General features: G+C 52.7%; 19 protein-coding genes. 1 reads left to right on the top strand and 18 read right to left on the bottom strand.

Going from position 1 to position 19,300, the window contains the following annotated elements; translation table 11 throughout:
- Positions 1–5: 5 nt before the first annotated feature.
- From ACJHWR_RS04725 to nnr, 17 genes are all read right to left on the bottom strand, one after another.
- Positions 6–665, bottom strand: a complete 660-nt coding sequence (locus tag ACJHWR_RS04725; protein WP_000012568.1) for a YjfK family protein — start codon at positions 663–665, stop codon at positions 6–8.
- A gap of 49 nt (positions 666–714) precedes the next feature.
- Positions 715–1,413, bottom strand: coding sequence for a PspA/IM30 family protein (locus ACJHWR_RS04730; protein ID WP_000511950.1), 699 nt, complete (start codon positions 1,411–1,413; stop codon positions 715–717).
- Between the two features lie 18 nt (positions 1,414–1,431).
- A complete protein-coding gene (locus ACJHWR_RS04735) occupies positions 1,432–1,833 on the bottom strand; it encodes a YjfI family protein (RefSeq protein WP_000220137.1) in 402 nt (133 codons plus the stop codon).
- A 126-nt stretch (positions 1,834–1,959) separates the two neighbouring features.
- Positions 1,960–2,691 carry a 23S rRNA (guanosine(2251)-2'-O)-methyltransferase RlmB gene (gene rlmB / locus ACJHWR_RS04740; RefSeq protein WP_001293282.1) on the bottom strand — a complete coding sequence of 244 codons (732 nt, stop codon included), beginning with the start codon at positions 2,689–2,691 and terminating at the stop codon, positions 1,960–1,962.
- A gap of 180 nt (positions 2,692–2,871) precedes the next feature.
- Complete coding sequence (gene rnr, locus ACJHWR_RS04745) at positions 2,872–5,313, bottom strand: ribonuclease R (protein ID WP_000076316.1); 2,442 nt, start codon at positions 5,311–5,313, stop codon at positions 2,872–2,874.
- 38 nt (positions 5,314–5,351) lie between these two features.
- On the bottom strand, positions 5,352–5,777 hold the full coding sequence (nsrR, locus tag ACJHWR_RS04750) for a nitric oxide-sensing transcriptional repressor NsrR (RefSeq protein WP_001177639.1): 426 nt from the start codon (positions 5,775–5,777) through the stop codon (positions 5,352–5,354).
- Between the two features lie 204 nt (positions 5,778–5,981).
- Positions 5,982–7,280, bottom strand: a complete 1,299-nt coding sequence (gene purA, locus ACJHWR_RS04755; RefSeq protein ID WP_000527955.1) for an adenylosuccinate synthase — start codon at positions 7,278–7,280, stop codon at positions 5,982–5,984.
- A gap of 103 nt (positions 7,281–7,383) precedes the next feature.
- Positions 7,384–7,581, bottom strand: coding sequence for a DUF2065 domain-containing protein (locus tag ACJHWR_RS04760; RefSeq protein WP_001089295.1), 198 nt, complete (start codon positions 7,579–7,581; stop codon positions 7,384–7,386).
- Positions 7,582–7,662: 81 nt separating this feature from the next.
- Positions 7,663–8,667, bottom strand: a complete 1,005-nt coding sequence (gene hflC / locus ACJHWR_RS04765; RefSeq protein ID WP_001232412.1) for a protease modulator HflC — start codon at positions 8,665–8,667, stop codon at positions 7,663–7,665.
- A 2-nt stretch (positions 8,668–8,669) separates the two neighbouring features.
- A complete protein-coding gene (gene hflK / locus ACJHWR_RS04770) occupies positions 8,670–9,929 on the bottom strand; it encodes an FtsH protease activity modulator HflK (protein WP_000312479.1) in 1,260 nt (419 codons plus the stop codon).
- Positions 9,930–10,014: 85 nt separating this feature from the next.
- Positions 10,015–11,295 carry a ribosome rescue GTPase HflX gene (hflX, locus tag ACJHWR_RS04775; protein WP_000460360.1) on the bottom strand — a complete coding sequence of 427 codons (1,281 nt, stop codon included), beginning with the start codon at positions 11,293–11,295 and terminating at the stop codon, positions 10,015–10,017.
- A gap of 75 nt (positions 11,296–11,370) precedes the next feature.
- Entirely contained in the window at positions 11,371–11,679 is a 309-nt protein-coding gene (gene hfq / locus ACJHWR_RS04780; RefSeq protein WP_001051883.1) for an RNA chaperone Hfq, read from the bottom strand.
- A gap of 85 nt (positions 11,680–11,764) precedes the next feature.
- A complete protein-coding gene (miaA, locus tag ACJHWR_RS04785; RefSeq protein WP_001280339.1) occupies positions 11,765–12,715 on the bottom strand; it encodes a tRNA (adenosine(37)-N6)-dimethylallyltransferase MiaA in 951 nt (316 codons plus the stop codon).
- The gene (gene mutL, locus ACJHWR_RS04790; protein WP_001122471.1) at positions 12,708–14,555 is read right to left on the bottom strand and encodes a DNA mismatch repair endonuclease MutL; all 1,848 of its coding nucleotides are present in this window, start codon (positions 14,553–14,555) and stop codon (positions 12,708–12,710) included. The genes miaA and mutL overlap by 8 nt, the downstream gene beginning before the upstream one ends.
- Before the next feature lie 9 nt (positions 14,556–14,564).
- The gene (gene amiB, locus ACJHWR_RS04795; protein ID WP_000990289.1) at positions 14,565–15,902 is read right to left on the bottom strand and encodes an N-acetylmuramoyl-L-alanine amidase AmiB; all 1,338 of its coding nucleotides are present in this window, start codon (positions 15,900–15,902) and stop codon (positions 14,565–14,567) included.
- A gap of 18 nt (positions 15,903–15,920) precedes the next feature.
- Positions 15,921–16,382 (bottom strand): tRNA (adenosine(37)-N6)-threonylcarbamoyltransferase complex ATPase subunit type 1 TsaE, encoded by a 462-nt coding sequence (tsaE, locus tag ACJHWR_RS04800; RefSeq protein ID WP_000981977.1) that lies wholly within the window; start codon positions 16,380–16,382, stop codon positions 15,921–15,923.
- Positions 16,354–17,901, bottom strand: coding sequence for a bifunctional ADP-dependent NAD(P)H-hydrate dehydratase/NAD(P)H-hydrate epimerase (gene nnr, locus ACJHWR_RS04805; protein ID WP_023141917.1), 1,548 nt, complete (start codon positions 17,899–17,901; stop codon positions 16,354–16,356). The genes tsaE and nnr overlap by 29 nt, the downstream gene beginning before the upstream one ends.
- Between nnr and queG the strand changes: the two genes are divergently transcribed.
- On the top strand, positions 17,900–19,039 hold the full coding sequence (gene queG, locus ACJHWR_RS04810; RefSeq protein ID WP_001294199.1) for a tRNA epoxyqueuosine(34) reductase QueG: 1,140 nt from the start codon (positions 17,900–17,902) through the stop codon (positions 19,037–19,039). The two genes, nnr and queG, sit on opposite strands and share 2 nt — an antisense overlap.
- On the opposite strand, the gene ACJHWR_RS04815 is transcribed toward queG, so the two are convergent.
- A complete protein-coding gene (locus tag ACJHWR_RS04815) occupies positions 19,022–19,075 on the bottom strand; it encodes a hypothetical protein (RefSeq protein ID WP_010723271.1) in 54 nt (17 codons plus the stop codon). The genes queG and ACJHWR_RS04815 overlap by 18 nt on opposite strands.
- Positions 19,076–19,300: the final 225 nt, after the last annotated feature.

Consider the following 19,300-nt stretch of genomic DNA (forward strand, 5'->3'; position numbering starts at 1 on the left):
TGTAATTAACCAATAATATGAAGTGATGTCAGTGGGATATCAACACCCAGCGCGCGCGAAAATAACCACTCCGGCTCGCCGAGATCGTTAAAAGATTCCTCACCATTTAACAGTAAATATTCACAGGTATCTTCGGTCACCTGCCGTTCATAGCCCATGGTAAAATTATGCACTTCCCATTTGGCGTGGTTTTGATTTTCAACTTTTTCCAGCATATAGACGGGTTCGATATTCCCCGGTTCTTCGCTGTTAAAAAATCGCTGCCAGCGTTTTTCCTGCCAGTTTAAGGTTATAGCCCCCATCGCTTTGGCGTTGATCGCCTCGCGCCAGTGACTCTCTTTACTGATACCGTAGCTCTCTTCATAGACAAAGAGCTTGATATCATCAATGTCATCAATATTTTCGCCGCCGGTGGTATTGATTTGCAGAAACTCATCGCCTGAAGTGTAGTAGCGGAAAATCTGGCTACCGCCGCCCAGATCGATGCGGCTGACGGCGGCTACCGTAAATTCCTCACCCGGCAGCGCAATCAGCAATTCATCTTCCAGCAAACGAAACGCTAACGTGTCGAGCGTAAAGCCACTATTGAGATGAAGTCCCAGCGGACCACGAGCGATAGCAGGCTTATTATCCTTGCCAAACAGACGCTGGAAAAAACCAGACATATTTTATCCTTATAATAGTTGCCAGCCTTGCAGTGAGGCTGGCAAAAAATTACTCGCCCTGTTGGCGTTGCAGTCTTGCTAATACATCCTGGGCGATACTTTTATTGCTACCGCCAATTCCGGCTTCCGCCAGCTTTTCATCGAGATCGCGACCGTCTGCGACTTTTTCCAACTGTGCGGCAGCATCCAGGCGAGCCTGACGTTCGGCCTGACGCGTTTGCAGGCGTTTTAAGGATTCTGCCGCTGTCGAAACGCTGGAAGATGCGCCAACGGTAGAGGTCGTTACAGCCTGTTGTGCACGCTGCATGGCTTCAGTGGCTTTAACGACTTCCATTTGCTGCTCAAACTGAGCGATACGCTGCGCTGTCGCTGTAACTGCTTTTTCCACGCCATCACGAGAGACTTCCAGATTCGACAACACTTGCTCTTCAGCGGTAATGAGATTCTCAAGGCGCGCGATTTCTTCAGCAACTTCGTTAATCAACGACGGATTCACGTTCTTGCTTAACGCTTCCAGCGCACGAGCTTCCAGACTGGCTTTGCGCTCACGTAAATCTTTCAGCTTATCGTGACTTAATTTCACTCGCGCCAGCAGATCAACGCGAGATTTTCCGGCTTTATCGAGTTCAGCTTTAGCGTCACGAATATGCTGTTCCAGCATGCGCACGCCCTGGGTTTCTTCAATGGACTCTTCCGCCTGGGAGATAAACGATTTCCCCAGCGTAAATAAACTTTTTAAAATCCCCATAAATACCCGTCCTTGTAATTAGTGTGAATATTCTTCTGTAATTTCAGCCAGATCCAATGCGTTATCTACCAGCGAGGTTATCTCAAGCAGAATATCTTCAAGAGAAGATTTAAGCGATAACGCACCGAAAACAATGTAATACTCTTCCTGTTGCACGCTGGAGATCCCTACCGATGACAACGGCATCATCTTCTGATTTCTTAATAAGAAGGTATTAAATTCATCTGGATTGCTGATACTACTTACCGGACAAATAAAGGTTTCGATGATCATTTGGCGGGAAGTAAAAAGAATATTGATTTGCAAATCGCCATAATCATTCATTTTAATAATTAATGCGCTTTCGCTATTTGTTACATCAATATTTTGTTCAGGTACAGTTTGCAGCGCCGTCGCCAGCGCCAACGGATTCCATGTCATATATTATTCCATATAGATTAAGTTTAAATATTAATAAAATGAATATTTACAGTACGTAATTATCTTACCAGCTATAGACAAAAAAAAACCATCCAAATCTGGATGGCTTTTCATAATTCAGAGGAACTAGCTGCGCTGACGAACCGCTTCAAATAAGCAAATTCCGGTTGCAACCGAAACGTTCAGGGAAGAAACACTTCCTGCCATTGGGATGCTGATCAACTCATCGCAATGTTCACGGGTCAGGCGACGCATACCTTCACCTTCCGCGCCCATCACCAGCGCCAGGCGTCCGGTCATTTTGCTCTGATAGAGTGTATGATCCGCCTCGCCTGCCGTACCGACGATCCAGATATTCTCTTCCTGCAACATACGCATGGTGCGCGCCAGATTAGTCACCCGAATCAGCGGAACGCTTTCTGCCGCACCACAGGCCACTTTTTTCGCCGTGGCGTTGAGCTGTGCGGAGCGATCTTTCGGCACAATCACCGCATGAACACCAGCGGCGTCCGCGCTACGCAGGCACGCGCCGAGGTTGTGCGGATCGGTTACGCCGTCGAGGATCAGCAGGAACGGTTGATCGAGCGAAGCGATCAGATCCGGCAGATCGTTTTCCTGATACTGCCGTCCTGGCTTCACACGAGCGATAATGCCCTGATGCACGGCACCGTCGCTTTTCTCGTCGAGATATTGGCGGTTTGCCAGCTGGATAACCACGCCCTGGGACTCAAGGGCGTGAATCAGCGGCAACAGACGTTTATCTTCACGGCCTTTTAAAATAAAGACTTCCTGAAAACGTTCAGGGGCGCGCTCCAGCAGGGCCTGCACTGCGTGGATGCCGTAAATCATTTCGCTCATTAATGTACTCGTTGTTTACGTTTTGCCTGATGCGCTACGCTTATCAGGCCTACATGATCCCTGCAATGTATTGAATTTGCGTGATTATGTAGGCCGGATAAGGCGTTCACGCCGCATCCGGCATGAACAAAGCGCATTTTGTCAGCAATCTAACCCTCTTCTGTTTGAAGAGGGTAATGATCACTCTGCCACTTTTTTCTTCGCCGCACGCTTCGCTTTGGTCGCTGCGGCTATTTTCTGCGTTTTCGCCGATGGCTTTTTCGCTTTTCTCGCGTCTTTCTTCGCCGCTTTCGGCTTCGTTTTTTTCTCGCCGCGGAAAGCGCTGTCTGGCTCAAAGTTTACCTTTTTACCGACCTGACGACGCTTGCCGCCTTTTTTACCTGCATCGCCTTTTTTCGCTTTCTCGCGCGCCGTTTTACCGACGTTGCGCGGTGCGCGTTCGCTGGAGATCAGGCTAAAGTCGATTTTACGCTCGTCCATATTAACCGCTTCGACGCGAACTTCCACGCGATCGCCCAGGCGATAAGTCTGGCCGCTGGATTCACCCATCAGGCGTTGCCCTACCTGGTCAAAGCGATAGTAGTCATTGTCCAGCGAAGAGACATGGACCAGACCATCAATGAACAAGTCGTCCAGACGGACGAAGAAGCCAAAGCCAGTGACGCTGGAAATTACGCCTTTAAAGACGTTACCTACCTGGTCGAGCATGAAGTCACACTTCAGCCAGTCAGCTACATCGCGTGTTGCTTCGTCGGCACGACGTTCCGCCATCGAACAGTGCTGACCCAGTTGCAGCATCTCTTCCATCGAATAATGGTAGCCGCCGGTTTCAGTGGTGTTGCCCTGATGCCCCTGCTCTTTCGCCAGCAGATATTTAATGGCGCGGTGCAGCGTCAGGTCAGGATAACGACGAATCGGCGAAGTAAAGTGCGCATAGGACTGCAATGCCAGACCGAAGTGACCACGGTTTTCCGGATCGTAAATCGCCTGTTTCATCGAGCGCAGCAGCATAGTTTGCAGCATTTCTGCATCAGGACGATCGGCAACCGATTCCAGTAACTCTGCATAGTCGCGCGGTTCCGGCTTGTTACCGCCCGGCAATTCCAGCCCCAGCTCCGCCAGCACTGAACGGAAAGAGGTAATCGCTTCGGTGCTCGGCTTGTCGTGAATACGGAACAGTGCCGGTTCTTTGGCTTTCTCAACGAAACGCGCCGCCGAGATATTCGCCAGAATCATGCACTCTTCAATTAACTTGTGGGCGTCGTTACGCTGAGTCTGTTCGATACGTTCAATACGGCGTTCAGCGTTGAAAATGAACTTCGCTTCTTCGCTCTCAAATGAGATCCCACCGCGTTCTTCACGGGCTTTATCCAGCACTTTATAGAGGTTATGCAACTCTTCGAGATGCTTAACCAGCGGGGCGTACTGCTCGCGCAGATCCTGATCGCCCTGCAGAATATGCCAGACTTTGGTGTAGGTCAGACGTGCGTGAGAGCTCATTACCGCTTCATAGAATTTGTAGCCAGTCAGGCGGCCTTTCGACGAAACCGTCATCTCGCACACCATACACAGGCGGTCTACCTGCGGGTTGAGCGAGCACAGGCCGTTAGAGAGCACTTCCGGCAGCATCGGGATAACCTGCGAAGGGAAGTACACCGACGTACCACGGTTACGCGCTTCTCTGTCCAGCGGTGTTGGCGGACGCACATAGTAGCTGACGTCGGCAATCGCGACCCATAAACGCCAGCCGCCGCCGCGTTTTTTCTCACAGTAAACTGCATCGTCAAAGTCACGGGCGTCTTCGCCATCAATGGTGACCAGCGGTAAATCGCGCAAATCGACACGGCCCGCTTTTGCTTCTTCCGGCACTTCTTCTTTCAGCCCGGCAACTTGTTGCTCAACAGCCTGCGGCCAGATATACGGAATTTCATGGGTACGCAGAGCGATATCAACCGCCATGCCGGTGCCCATATTGTCGCCAAGTACTTCGACGATTTTACCCACCGCTTTGGTACGGCGAGTCGGGCGTTGGGTCAGTTCAACCACCACCACAAAGCCCATCCGCGCGCCCATGATCTGATCGGGCGGGATTAAGATATCGAAGCTCAAACGACTGTCGTCAGGAACCACAAAGCCGACGCCCGCTTCGGTAAAGTAGCGACCAACAATCTGGCTGGTTTTTGGCACCAGTACGCGGACAATACGCGCTTCACGACGACCTTTACGGTCAGCGCCCAGCGGCTGCGCCAGCACCTGATCGCCATGAATGCAGGTTTTCATCTGCTCGCTGGAGAGATACAAATCATCTTTACGCCCTTCAACCCGCAGAAAGCCGTAGCCATCACGGTGGCCAATAACGGTACCTTTCACCAGGTCGAGGCGTTCCGGCAGCGCATAGCACTGACGACGAGTGAAGACCAGTTGACCATCGCGCTCCATCGCGCGCAGGCGGCGACGCAGGCCTTCAAGCTGCTCTTCGCCTTCAATGTGCAGTTCTACCGCCAGCTCATCACGGCTGGCCGGTTTTTCACGTTTGGTTAAATGTTCGAGGATAAATTCCCGACTAGGGATGGGATTCGCGTATTTTTCAGCTTCGCGTTCCTGGAAAGGATCTTGTGACATCTCGGTTCCTCCGTTGTCATCTCTGATGAAGATTTTCGTCACTCCACCAGCAATAATTTATAAAGCGGTTGATTCTCTTCAACCAAATCGGCAAGCGTGTAGTTATCCAGTTCCGTAAGAAAACTTTGCACGGCCTTAGAAAGTGCCTGTTTCAACCGACAGGCAGGTGTAATGTGGCAAAACTCACTGCTGCAATTCACCAGCGATAAGGGCTCCAGCTCGCGCACCACATCACCAATACGTATCGCACTCGCCGGTTTACCCAGACGAATGCCGCCATTTTTTCCACGAACAGCAGTCACGTAGCCGGCACGACTAAGTTGATTGATTATTTTGACCATATGATTACGGGAGACGCCGTAGACGTCAGTCACTTCAGAAATACTGGTCATCCGCCCTTCTGGCAATGACGCCATGTAGATCAGCGCACGTAATCCGTAATCAGTGAAACTCGTTAACTGCACATCAACCTCAAAAGGGAAATCGGGAAAAAATACATTTATATTGATGATAAACCAGCCACAAGCTGTGTCGCTAATTTATTTCAGTTCGGGGAAGGAAAAAAGCGAGGATTTAACACTGTGTCGGATAGCGTAATGGCTTACCCGACACAGCAATGTATCACACTGTTAGCCCGGCAGGCAAAATATCTGCCAGGCGTACCAGAATTACGCGTCGAACGGGTCGCGCAGAATCATGGTTTCAGTACGATCCGGACCGGTAGAGATGATATCGATCGGCACACCGGTCAGCTCTTCAATACGCTTGATGTAGTTCAGCGCCGCCTGCGGCAGGCCGCTACGATCTTTCACGCCGAAGGTGGATTCAGACCAGCCCGGCATGGTTTCGTAAATCGGCTCTACACCTTTCCAGTCGTCAGCTGCCAGCGGAGTGGTAGTCACTTCACGACCATCCGGCATACGGTAAGCCACGCAGAGTTTCACCTCTTTCAGGCCATCCAGAACGTCCAGCTTGGTCAGGCAGAAGCCAGACAGGGAGTTCAGCTGTACCGCACGACGAACGGCAACGGTGTCCAGCCAGCCGGTACGACGACGACGACCCGTAGTTGCGCCGAATTCGTTACCCTGCTTGCAGAGGAACTCGCCAGTTTCATCAAACAGTTCAGTCGGGAACGGACCTGCACCCACACGAGTGGAGTAAGCTTTGAGGATACCCAGAACGTAATCAACATAACGTGGGCCCAGGCCGGAACCGGTCGCCACGCCACCAGCAGTGGTGTTGGAAGAAGTTACGTACGGATAAGTACCGTGGTCGATATCCAGCAGCGTACCCTGCGCACCTTCAAACATGACGAAATCGCCACGCTGACGCGCCTGGTCGAGCAGATCAGAAACGTCAACAACCATAGAAGTCAGGATGTCGGCAACAGCCATCGTATCATCCAGAACTTTCTGGTAATCAACCGCTTCAGCTTTGTAGTAGTTAACCAACTGGAAGTTGTGATATTCCATCACTTCTTTCAGTTTTTCAGCGAAGGTTTCTTTGTCGAAAAGGTCGCCAACACGCAGACCGCGACGTGCCACTTTATCTTCATAAGCAGGCCCGATACCACGACCGGTGGTGCCGATCGCTTTCGCGCCACGCGCTTTCTCACGCGCGTTATCCAGCGCAACGTGATAATCAAGGATCAGCGGACATGCTTCAGACAGCAGCAGACGCTCACGAACGGGGATGCCACGGTCTTCCAGTTCTTTCATCTCTTTCATCAGCGCAGCCGGAGACAGCACAACACCGTTACCGATGATGCTGGTTACATTCTCGCGGAGAATACCTGATGGAATAAGATGGAGAACGGTTTTTTCACCGTTGATTACGAGAGTATGGCCTGCGTTGTGACCGCCCTGGTAGCGTACAACATATTTAGCCCGTTCAGTCAGAAGATCGACGATCTTACCTTTACCTTCGTCACCCCATTGGGTGCCCAGTACGACGACGTTGTTACCCATTTTTCAAAATCACCGTTTGCTTAAAAATGGATTCTACCATCGCTTTTTCAGAGTTACAGCACTTTTTGCACTCAAAAATGACCTCGATCAGTCTGTTTTTTGTTCAGCCAATCGTTTTCCTCAACATGTAGTAGACCACAACGCCCGCAACCACAAGTCCACCGCCAAAACGACGTAAAATATTATCGGGCAAATTGGTCATCGCAGAGATCATCTTCTTCCATGCCTTCGGGTAAAGCATCGGCCCTAAACCTTCCAGTACCAAAACCAGGGCAAGCGCCAGCCAGATTGTCGAATTCATTCATTATCCTTATAGAAAAAGAAAACCACCGACATCCCTGAGGATGCGGTGGCTTTATTGACCTGTACCGCAGTCGTTATATTAACGCGTTGCGGAGGTCGGCGTCTTCATGTAGCGGAAGAAATCGCTGTCCGGGCTCATGACCATCACGTCCTGATTGCCAGAGAAGCTGTTCTCATAAGCACGCAGGCTACGGATGAATGCGTAGAAGTCCGGATCTTTACTGAATGCATCAGCAAACAGTTTGGCTGCTTCGGCATCGCCTTCACCGCGCATGATGCGGCCCTGACGCTCAGCTTCTGCCAGCGTTCTGGTCACTTCATAGTCGGCAGTTGCACGCAGTTTTTCCGCTTCTTCCTGACCTTGTGAACGGTGACGACGCGCTACCGCTTCACGCTCGGCGCGCATACGGTTGTAGATCGCTTCAGACACTTCGGTCGGCAGGTTGATCTGCTTAATTCGCACATCGACAACTTCAATACCCAGCGCCGCCATACTGTTCGGGTTGATGACCGGAACTTTGCCCTTCGTCTCAGCCGTTACGCGCTCTGCCGCTTCGGCAATGGCGTTATCTGCCGCCGGGGTAGTAACTTCATCTTCTGTACCCGCAGAACCGGAGTTCAGCGCGTCACGTACTTCGAGGGTCAGACGACCACGGGAATCGGTGACGATGTCTTTCACGTCCAGGCGACCAATTTCAGAACGCAGACGGTCAGAGAACTTACGTTTCAACAGCACTTCCGCTTGCGAAATGTCGCCACCGCCCGTTGCCAGGTAGTAACGGCTGAAATCGCTGATGCGCCATTTGATGTAAGAGTCGACGATCAGGTCTTTCTTCTCTTTGGTCACAAAGCGGTCGGCCTGGTTGTCCATGGTCTGAATACGTGCGTCGAGCATTTTCACCGTTTCAATGAACGGTATCTTGAAATGCAGACCCGGCTCATAAACCAGAGGTTTGTTGTCATCGTCACGCAGTACCTTACCAAAACGCAGCGTAATACCGCGCTCACCTTCTTTGACGACAAAGACAGACATGTAAAGCACTACCAGCACGATGATGATAATCGCGATAACTGACTTACGCATCGTTATTCCCCCTGACGCTGGTAGTCGTTACGCTGCGCGTTGGCGCGGCGTTGGTCCATAATATCGCCCTGACTGGTGGACGACGTGTTGCTTGCTCCACTGGTTGTGGAGGAAGAGGCTGGCGGCAGACGCAGCAGATTGCTGGCACCGTTATCGCTCTTCGCCGCAGGGGCGTTACCACCTTTCAGCATCTGGTCTAACGGCAGAACCATCAGGTTGCCACCTTTGTCGTTAACCAGCACTTTGCGGGTGTTGCCCAACACTTTTTCCATCGTCTCGATATACAGACGCTCGCGAGTAATTTCCGGCGCAGCTTTATATTCCGGCAGAAGTTTAGCAAAGCGCGCCACTTCACCCTGAGCTTCCAGGATGGTCTGGGCCTTGTACGCACGCGCCTCTTCGAGGATACGTTGCGCCTGACCGTTCGCACGCGGCTGAACTTCGTTGGTATACGCTTCTGCTTCACGAATGTATTGCTGTTCGTTTTCACGCGCGGCAATCGCATCGTCAAACGCCGCTTTTACTTCTTCCGGCGGACGAGCTGCCTGGAAGTTGACGTCCAGCAGAGTGATACCCATATCATACGGACGAATCGTCTCTTCCAGTTCGCGCTGAGTATCGCTACGAATCACGGTACGACCTTCCGTCAGAATGCGGTCCATGGTGTATTTACCGATAACCCCGCGCAGGGCGCTGTCGGTAGCCTGACGCAGACTGTCATCCGGGCTGGTCACGCTATACAGATATTTTTCCGGATCGGTGACGCGGTACTGCACGTTCATCTCAACGCGCACTACGTTCTCGTCCGACGTCAGCATCACACCAGAAGCGGCCAGTTCACGCACGGCTTCCACGTTCACCGGTTTGACTTCGTCGATAAACGTCGGTTTCCAGTTCAGACCCGGCTCAACCAGATGGCTGAATTTACCAAAGCGTGTTACCACGCCGCGTTCGGCTTCTTTAATGGTATAGAAACCACTGGCCGCCCAGATAATGACAATCGCTGCCGCTGCGATGGTAACGACGCGACCGCCAAGCTGCGGGCGCGGGCCTTGCGATGAACTGCCACCGCCAGATCCGGTGCCTTTACCGCCGCCCAGACCACCGAGCTTTTTGCTCAGTTTGCGGAAGATATCATCTAAATCAGGTGGCCCTTGATCGCGACCGCCTTTGTTTCCATTTCCCTCAGAGTTGCCGCCAGGTTTGCTGCTTCCCCACGGGTCGCGGTCTTGTCCGTTATTACCGGGCTGATTCCACGCCATGTTTGTGCTCCATATTTGTTATGCGGTGATCCCTGTTGTCTTTCGACGCCAGAGGATATGACTCCACGCTTCAGACGCTACGCCGTTAGATCAGGTAATCGATCAACGCCGGTTCTTGTTTACAGAGGCGACGCCAGTCAACGATCGGCATACGAACTTGCAGACTTACGCTGCCGTCCTCCTCCATCCACTCTTTTTCTATTGCCTGAAGCTGATAAAAACGACTTCTCAGACGCCCTTCCTGCGGTGGCAGACGCAATGTATGCTGCGCCACCTCGCCGGAAAGCCGCTCCGTCAAAGCCTGAAAAAGCTGTGGTATCCCCGCTCCGGTCTGTGCGGAAAGCCAGACACGGATCGGTTTGTTCTCTTCGTCCCGATCAATACGCGGTTCGAAATCTTCCAGCATATCGATCTTGTTCATCACCAGCAGGGTTGGGATCTCGTGAGCGTCGATCTCTTCAAGAACCGTATTCACCGCTTCGATGTTTTCTTGTACACGTACATCCGCCGCATCAATGACGTGCAGCAGCAATGTGGCTTGCCGCGTCTCTTGTAACGTGGCTTTAAATGCCGCCACCAGATCGTGCGGCAGGTGGCGAATAAACCCTACGGTATCTGCAAGTACGGTTTCACCGACATCTGCAACGTCAATACGCCGCAACGTCGGGTCGAGGGTGGCAAACAACTGGTCTGCCGCGTAGACCCGCGCTTCGGTGATGCGATTGAAAAGGGTAGATTTACCGGCGTTGGTATATCCCACCAGCGAAACAGTAGGAACGTCGGCTTTGATACGCGATTGCCGCCCCTGCTCACGCTGCTTTTCAACTCTTTCCAGGCGCGACTGTATCTGCACGATGCGATTACGCAACAAACGACGGTCGGTTTCGAGCTGGGTTTCACCCGGACCACGCAAACCTATCCCGCCTTTCTGTCTTTCAAGGTGGGTCCAGCCACGCACCAGGCGCGTAGCCAGATGGCGCAACTGCGCCAGCTCAACCTGCAACTTACCCTCATGGGTACGCGCACGTTGGGCGAAAATATCTAAAATAAGGCCGGTGCGGTCGATGACACGACACTCGCACAAACGCTCCAGGTTACGCTCCTGCGCCGGGCTCAGGGCATGGTCAAAAAGAACGACCGAAGCTCCCGTCGCTTTTACGGCTTCCGCAATTTCAACTGCTTTACCTTCACCTACAAAATACTTTGGGTGCGGCGCTTTACGGCTACCGGTAATCACCTGCAATGCTTCGACACCGGCGGAAGAGACCAGAGATTCAAACTCCTGGAGGTCTTCCATATCTTTGTCTTGCGTAAAATAGATGTGTACCAGTACCGCCTGCTCACCAGCATCATAACGGTCAAACAAGCGTATAACCCTCTAAATAGATCAGCGGGGAACGCAGGATCGCTGGCTCCCCGTGTAAAAAAACAGCCCGAAACCTTATTCGGTTTCTTCGCTGTCCTGTTGCGCGGAAGTATTCTGCGCGCTGCTACCATGATGGTAGTTACTGCTGGTACCGCCACCGGCGTTGTTACTGTGATGAGAAACCGGGCGAGACGGGACAACAGTAGAAATCGCGTGCTTGTAAACCATCTGACTGACCGTGTTTTTCAACAGGATCACGAACTGATCAAAAGACTCGATTTGCCCTTGCAGCTTAATACCATTCACCAAATAAATAGAAACTGGAACACGTTCCCGACGCAGTGCGTTCAGGAACGGATCTTGTAAAGATTGCCCCTTAGCCATTCTCTCTTTTCCTTATATGCTTATTTGTACTTTGAACCTTTCGATTCTGAAAAAATTGCGCACGATACGTCTCAATTGTACACATTCAGCCTGCGATAGCACCAACAACCTGTAATACTTCGTCACGCGCTTGTTCTGGTTTTTCACTGTCAAGCCAGTGAACCCCTTCCCAACCACGCAGCCAGGTTATCTGCCGCTTCGCCAACTGTCTCGTGGCGCAAACACCTCGATAAACCATTTCATCGTATGAGATTTCGCCTTCAAGGTAAGACCACATCTGGCGATAACCCACGCAACGAATGGAAGGCAAATCCGTATGCAAATCTCCTCGGGCAAAAAGCGCCCGGACTTCTGCTTCAAAACCTGAAGCCAACATCTGATGAAAACGCTGCTCAATTCGTTGATGGAGCAGTTCACGGCTCGCCGGGGCGATGGCGAACTGATGCACCTGATACGGTAGAGCGTCTCCTGACGTTTGCGTCAGTTCCGTTAAAGTTTTACCCGAAATGAAAAAAACTTCCAGTGCCCGGGAAAGCCTTTGTGGATCATTTGGATGAATCCTTGCTGCCGCAACCGGATCGATCTCCTGAAGTTGACGATGCAATGACTCCCAACCTTGCTCTGCCGCCTGTTGCTCAATTCTGGCCCGCACTTCCGGGTCTGCCGACGGTAGCGGCGACAACCCTTCCAGCAATGCCTTGAAATACAACATCGTACCGCCCACTAACAGTGGGATCCGCCCCGCCGCGGTGATATCGGCCATTTCCGCCAGCGCATCGCGGCGAAAATCAGCAGCCGAGTAAGCCTGCGACGGATCGCGAATATCCAGCAATCGGTGCGGCGCGGCGAGTAACTCTTCAGCGTTCGGCTTCGCCGTCCCGATATCCATCCCTTTGTAAATAAGGGCAGAATCAACGCTTATCAACTCTACTGGTAAAATTTTACGCAGCTCAATGGCTAACGCCGTTTTACCGGAGGCCGTCGGCCCCATCAAAAAAATCGCCTTAGGCAGGCTCGCCTTACTGATATCACTCATCTTTCAGGGCTTTTATCGCCGGATGTAAATCAACAGATTGTAACAGACCACCCGGCGGCGTTTTCACAAGTTGCGGACATAACCGTTCCACGTCCGCCAGCAGGGTTATGGCCTGTGCCATTGACCACTGCGCATGTTCGCTCATCAGATTTCGTGCAATCCACTGCGCAATATTGCCAGGTTCGAATACGGACTGCTTCGCCAGGTAGCCTATCAGTTCAGGAATCAAGATTTGTAAATTTTGTTGGCGTAAGGGTAAAGGCACGGCCCTGATGGTCACATGCTGCGCATCGGACTGGAAATCAATACCCAATTCCGCCAGGGCAGACTGCGCTTTTTCTAATGCCGATTTTTCTTCGCCAGAAACTTTTAGCCGCAACGGAATAAGCAGCGGTTGGGCGCAAACTGGCGCTTCACCCGGCGTCAGTTGCGCCTGACGCAGCCAACGTTCTGCCACTGGCAAGGCTAAAAGTGAAATGTTTCCGTCGCGCTCCAGCAAGGCACAGTCGGAATGGACGATAGTCAGTACCCGACCAAAACTCTGACTGTTCGCCGCAAGTGCAGGTTCCTGCGGTTCTGGCGCTTTTGGTTTTTGCATCGGCGCGGGCGTTTGCAAAAGCTGGCGATACACTTCACCTTGCTGTTTCTGGTAACCTGGCTGCGCATTCGGCCAGGGGGCAGCCGGACGACTGCCTGAGGCGGGCGCAGGAGTGTAACGCGGAGCTACTGGCTCACGAACTGCCGGTTCAGCAAAATGATTGCGCCCCGCCGCCACGCGGTTTTCCGGAATAGCACGCGGTGCAGGTTGGGGTTCATCGTCCAGCGGTAGCGGCGTTTCCAGTTGCTGTTGTAGCACGCTCAGCACGCCCTGATAGATAAAATCATGCACCAGACGCGACTGATGGAAACGCACTTCGTGTTTGGCAGGGTGCACGTTGACGTCCACCTGATGTGGGTCGATCTCCAGATACAACACAAATGCCGGTTGCTGATCGGCCCCCAGTTTGTCTTCACAGGCCTGGCGGATCGCGTGATTGATCAGGCGATCGCGCATCATGCGACCGTTCACGTAGCAATACTGAATTTCTGCCAGGGCGGGCGTGGTGTGATTCGGATCGGCCACCCAGCCGCGCAGGGTGAGATCGCCGTGTTGCCATTCAATCGCCAGCGCTTGTTCGAGAAAAGCGGTGCCGCAAATCGCGCCTAAGCGCCGTTCTTTTTGCCCGCCTTCCGGCACTGCACGGTACTGACGCACAATTTTACCGTTATGCGACAGGTTGATCGTGACGTCGAAACGCGCCAGCGCAATGCGGCGAATAATTTCATCGATATGGTTAAATTCGGTTTTCTCGGTGCGCAGGAATTTGCGCCGCGCCGGGGTGTTGTAGAACAGATCCAGCACCTCCAGCGTCGTTCCCACCGGATGCGCCGCCGGTTTAACCGTCACGTCCATATCGCGCCCTTCGGCATAGGCCTGCCAGGCTTCCTGCTGTTCTGCGGTGCGTGAAGTGAGCGTCAGGCGGGAAACCGAACTGATACTCGCCAGCGCCTCACCGCGAAAGCCCAGGCTGATAATGGCTTCGAGATCGTCCAGAGAGGCGATTTTACTGGTGGCATGACGAGCCAGCGCCAGCGCCAGCTCATCTTTTTTGATACCGCAGCCGTTATCACGAATGCGGATAAGTTTCGCCCCGCCACGTTCGATATCAATATCGATACGCGTCGCACCTGCATCGAGGCTGTTTTCCACCAGTTCTTTGACTACCGACGCAGGTCGCTCGACCACCTCACCTGCGGCAATCTGGTTCGCCAGTTGTGGCGGTAAGACCTGAATTGGCATCAATCGTCCTTAGTTTGGCAGCGTACGATCTGGCGTCGTCACCGTACTGGCAGTTTGTGCCGTTGCACCCTGCGGCGCAGATTGCATCGGATGCGCAAGGAAATAATTGCGCAGACCTTTATAAATGGCTTCTGCCAGCTGTTGTTGGTAATCGTCGCTCGCCAGCAAACGTTCTTCGCTGTTGTTGCTGATAAAACCGGTTTCGACCAGTACTGATGGGATATCCGGCGAACGCAGAACGCCAAGGCTGGCGTGTTCTGGTCGACGTTTATGAATTTCGCCAATGCGTTGCAACTGACTGATCATACTGGTCGCTACATCATACCCTACCCGCTGGGAATGACCGAACTGTAAATCCAGCACCGCCTGGCTCAAATAGGGGTCAGACTGACTGTTCGCCAGCACATCGCCCGCTCCGCCCAGTAGCTCCGACTGTTTCTCATGCTGTTCCAGCCAGCTTGCCATCTCGCTGTTTGCACGACGGTTAGAGAGCACCCATACGGAAGCGCCAGTCGCACTGCGGTTTGGTGCGGCATCAGCGTGAATCGACACGAGGAAATTGGCGTTTTGCTTACGTGCCACATCGCTGCGCCCCATCACCGAAATAAAGTAATCCCCGTCACGGGTTAAAACGCCTTTAAACATTGGATCGTCATTGAGCAAAGTACGTAATTTACGTGCGATGGCGATGGTGACATTTTTCTCCCGCGTACCACCGGGGCCGATAGCGCCAGGATCCTGACCGCCGTGTCCGGCATCAATAGCGATGATAATTTTATCGCCAGTGTTAGCCGTCGCGCGCGCTGCCGGACGCGTTACCGTATTACTGCTGATAACACCCGTAGTGCGGTTACTTTCCGTTTTAAACGGATTGCGCGCCGGTTCGCTGACGCGCGGTGCGCCAACCGCAGGCGTTTCAACGCGTTTCGCAACCACAGGCGGCGGAGGAGGCGGTGGCGGCGCATCGGCGTTAATCGTAAAGACGACAGTGTAATTGCTGCCATTCTGCCGCTTCACCGCTTCGGTTTTACCATTTTCGGTAAGATCGACCACCAGCCGTAGCGTTTGTGCATCTTTAGGCGTTCCAGAGCGAATCGCCTTCACCAGATTATTGCCGCTGAACAACAACGGCAGTCCCTGAATCACGCCCGTTTGTTTGATATCGAGCGCCACGATGCGTTTGCTTTGATGGCTAAACGCATAATCAGGATCGCCAATAAAACTCAACGTTATCCGCGCCTGTTGGTTGCCGTTAGAAACCTGAATATCAGAGAGCGTCGCGGCACCCACCTGCGCGCACAGCAGCAGCAACGTCGCTACCAACCAATTTCTGATGCGATACATCATCCCGCCACCTTTCAAAGGTTAACCGGCTAAACGCGCCAGCAACAATTCACCCGCAGAGGAAACCGCACTCACGCGCGCCTCACGGCCTTGTGCCTGATAATCAATGTGTATTTCGACATCCGGGTCAGGAAGAACACCTGTACCTTGTTGTGGCCACTCCACCAGGCAGATGGCATCGTTGGCAAAATAATCGCGGATCCCCATAAACTCCAGCTCCTCGGGATCGGCAAGGCGGTACAAATCAAAGTGATAAACCATTAAATTGTCGAGCGTATAGGGTTCGACCAGCGTATAAGTGGGGCTTTTGACATTACCCTGATGACCCAGGGCTTGTAAAAAGCCCCGGCTAAAGGTGGTTTTACCTGCGCCTAAATCGCCATACAGATAGATTACGGTTGCGCCATCGCAGGCTTTCGCTACCCGCTCGCCCAGGTCTAATGTTGCCTGCTCATCAGGGAGCGGAATTACTCGATTCATCATGGTTTTTATCAGTCACTTCCGGGTTAACAATACGCTGTAGCGTGGAAAAGAGATCGGTTGCCAGCATCCCGCGCGTTCCAAAACGCGCCGCCAGTACGTCAGCTGCCGCACCGTGCGCGACACAGCCCGCACAGGCTGCATCATAAGGGCTCATTTTTTGCCCAAGCAATGCGCCAATAATACCAGAGAGCACATCGCCCATGCCGCCGCTCGCCATGCCTGCATTTCCGACATCAATAATGCCTAAAGCGTCAGAATGGGCGGCGACCACGGTTCCGGCACCTTTCAGCACCGCTACGCCGCCATAACGTTGTACCAGACGTTGGGCGCAATGTAAGCGGTCACTTTCAATTTCAGCGACGGAACAGCCTAACAACCGTGCGGCCTCGCCAGGATGCGGCGTGATCACGCGATTGTGACGCTTATCGGGATTGATTGCCAGCAGGTTCAATGCATCGGCATCCCACAACATCGGTTTGCGAAAATTCTCAACTTTTTGCAGGGCTTTTTTCCCCCACTCTTGCTGGCCCAGACCGGGACCAATCACCACCACATCGGCCCATTCCAGGCTTTCGGTAAGAGAGTCCATAGTCAGTTCATGCACCATCAATTCTGGTCGTGCAGTCAGCAGCGGCGCAATGTTCTCACTGCGGGTCAGTACTCGGACTAAACCAGCACCAGCACGCAGCGCCGCTTCCCCCGTCATACGAATAGCCCCCGCCGTGCCGTGATCGCCACCGATAATCACCAGCCGCCCGTGATCGCCTTTATGCGAAGTCGGGCGACGCGGTTTCAGCCAGTGAGAAAGTTGTTCTGCCGAAAACCGCTGAATTTTCGTCTCCTGACCTGCCAGCCAGCTATCCAGCCCCAGTGAGTCAAAATGCAGTTGTCCTGTAACATCCCGCGCTTTTCCAGTGAGCAAGCCTGGTTTCAGCGCAATAAAAGTGATGGTGTGATCGGCGTTGATCACCGCGCCTGGCGTAGCGCCAGTTTCAGCCAGCAGGCCGGAAGGGATATCAACCGCCACAATCGGCGCAGGATGGGAATTAGCGTGGTCGATTAACTGGCTAATGGATTCACGAGGCGCTTGCTGTAATCCGGTACCGAGCAGCGCATCAACAATCAGATCTACCGATTCGGGCCAGACAATATTCGAAGCATGGATCTCGCCTCCCGCGTTTAACCATGCTTCGCGTGCCAGCGCGGCCTCTTCCGGCAACGGTTTGTCACTTTCCTGGGCCAGCAGCGTGACATCAATACCGACCGCTTTGGCCAGTCGCGCGACCACGTAGCCATCGCCGCCGTTATTACCATGACCGCACAGCACCAGCCAGTGGCGGGCGTCAGGATAAGCCGAACGACACACCTGGAATGCGGCTTCGCCAGCGCGAAGCATCAGCTCATAGAGTGTGAGCCCCAGCGCATCTACCGCCTCGCGTTCTCCGCGGCGGATATCGTCGGCGTGCCAGACGGTGTGTGGTATACTTACGGGGTTTTTCTTCATTGTATGGTCCGTCATGTCAGAGCCCCTCGATCTCAATCAGTTAGCGCAAAAAATTAAACAGTGGGGGCTGGAACTGGGCTTTCAGCAGGTAGGTATTACCGATACCGATCTCAGCGCGTCCGAGCCCAAACTGCAAGCATGGCTGGACAAACAATACCACGGCGAAATGGACTGGATGGCGCGTCACGGTATGCTGCGTGCTCGTCCTCACGAATTATTGCCCGGTACGCTGCGCGTGATCAGCGTGCGGATGAATTACCTTCCTGCTAACGCCGCATTTGCCAGCACGCTGAAAAACCCCAAACTCGGCTATGTTAGCCGTTATGCGCTGGGCCGTGACTATCACAAACTTCTGCGCAACCGACTCAAAAAGCTGGGCGAGATGATTCAGCAACATTGTGTTTCGCTGAATTTTAGACCGTTTGTCGATTCTGCGCCTATTCTTGAGCGCCCGTTAGCTGAAAAAGCTGGGCTCGGCTGGACAGGTAAGCACTCACTTATCCTCAATCGCGAGGCCGGCTCGTTCTTCTTTTTAGGCGAATTGCTGGTCGATATTCCGCTACCCGTGGATCAACCAGTCGAGGAAGGATGCGGTAAATGCGTGGCCTGTATGACGATTTGCCCGACCGGTGCCATCGTCGAGCCATATACCGTCGATGCTCGCCGCTGTATCTCTTATCTCACCATCGAACTGGAAGGGGCGATCCCGGTAGAGTTGCGACCATTAATGGGAAACCGTATTTACGGTTGCGATGACTGCCAGCTTATCTGCCCGTGGAATCGCTATTCGCAACTCACTACAGAAGACGATTTCAGCCCGCGTAAGCCGCTACACGCACCGGAACTCATTGAGTTATTCGCCTGGAGCGAAGAGAAGTTTTTAAAAGTCACGGAAGGTTCGGCGATTCGCCGTATAGGTCACCTGCGTTGGCTGCGTAATATCGCCGTAGCCTTAGGCAATGCCCCCTGGGATGAAACGATTTTGACAGCGCTGGAAAGTCGTAAAGGTGAGCACCCACTTCTTGATGAGCACATAGCGTGGGCGATTGCGCAGCAAATCGAGAGGCGAAATGCGTGCGTGGTCGAAGTGCAATTACCGAAAAAACAGCGTCTGGTTCGGGTGATTGAAAAAGGGTTACCGCGTGACGCCTGATTCATCCACAGCTTGTGAATAAAAATAAAAACGCATTGCAATTCAAGCCGGAAAAAATCGTCAAGTGATCGATACGACAAAACGAAATCTTAATTTTTAACTTATCTATCAATAGGTTAAAAAAATACTATTCACCGTGCGAAGTTTCTTTGAAATTAAGATTACGGCCTGAGGCTGTGGATAACTCTGTTTACAAGAGTTTGTCAGAGACAACAAAAACCAGCAATAACGCATCGCGTCGCTGTGGATATTTTATTGAGA

This window comes from Escherichia sp. WS568 (assembly GCF_046486085.1).
Classification (GTDB): domain Bacteria; phylum Pseudomonadota; class Gammaproteobacteria; order Enterobacterales; family Enterobacteriaceae; genus Escherichia; species Escherichia coli.

What these genes read in the sequence shown, in the direction of transcription:
- miaA (WP_001280339.1), bottom strand. Translation starts at nt 12,715, where the DNA reads ATGAGTGATATCAGTAAGGCGAGCCTGCCTAAGGCGATTTTTTTGATG.
- hflK (WP_000312479.1), bottom strand. Translation starts at nt 9,929, where the DNA reads ATGGCGTGGAATCAGCCCGGTAATAACGGACAAGACCGCGACCCGTGG.
- ACJHWR_RS04760 (WP_001089295.1), bottom strand. Translation starts at nt 7,581, where the DNA reads ATGAATTCGACAATCTGGCTGGCGCTTGCCCTGGTTTTGGTACTGGAA.
- tsaE (WP_000981977.1), bottom strand. Translation starts at nt 16,382, where the DNA reads ATGATGAATCGAGTAATTCCGCTCCCTGATGAGCAGGCAACATTAGAC.
- rlmB (WP_001293282.1), bottom strand. Translation starts at nt 2,691, where the DNA reads ATGAGCGAAATGATTTACGGCATCCACGCAGTGCAGGCCCTGCTGGAG.
- hflC (WP_001232412.1), bottom strand. Translation starts at nt 8,667, where the DNA reads ATGCGTAAGTCAGTTATCGCGATTATCATCATCGTGCTGGTAGTGCTT.
- mutL (WP_001122471.1), bottom strand. Translation starts at nt 14,555, where the DNA reads ATGCCAATTCAGGTCTTACCGCCACAACTGGCGAACCAGATTGCCGCA.
- ACJHWR_RS04725 (WP_000012568.1), bottom strand. Translation starts at nt 665, where the DNA reads ATGTCTGGTTTTTTCCAGCGTCTGTTTGGCAAGGATAATAAGCCTGCT.
- purA (WP_000527955.1), bottom strand. Translation starts at nt 7,280, where the DNA reads ATGGGTAACAACGTCGTCGTACTGGGCACCCAATGGGGTGACGAAGGT.
- ACJHWR_RS04730 (WP_000511950.1), bottom strand. Translation starts at nt 1,413, where the DNA reads ATGGGGATTTTAAAAAGTTTATTTACGCTGGGGAAATCGTTTATCTCC.
- nnr (WP_023141917.1), bottom strand. Translation starts at nt 17,901, where the DNA reads ATGACGGACCATACAATGAAGAAAAACCCCGTAAGTATACCACACACC.
- amiB (WP_000990289.1), bottom strand. Translation starts at nt 15,902, where the DNA reads ATGATGTATCGCATCAGAAATTGGTTGGTAGCGACGTTGCTGCTGCTG.
- ACJHWR_RS04735 (WP_000220137.1), bottom strand. Translation starts at nt 1,833, where the DNA reads ATGACATGGAATCCGTTGGCGCTGGCGACGGCGCTGCAAACTGTACCT.
- hfq (WP_001051883.1), bottom strand. Translation starts at nt 11,679, where the DNA reads ATGGCTAAGGGGCAATCTTTACAAGATCCGTTCCTGAACGCACTGCGT.
- queG (WP_001294199.1), top strand. Translation starts at nt 17,900, where the DNA reads ATGTCAGAGCCCCTCGATCTCAATCAGTTAGCGCAAAAAATTAAACAG.
- rnr (WP_000076316.1), bottom strand. Translation starts at nt 5,313, where the DNA reads ATGTCACAAGATCCTTTCCAGGAACGCGAAGCTGAAAAATACGCGAAT.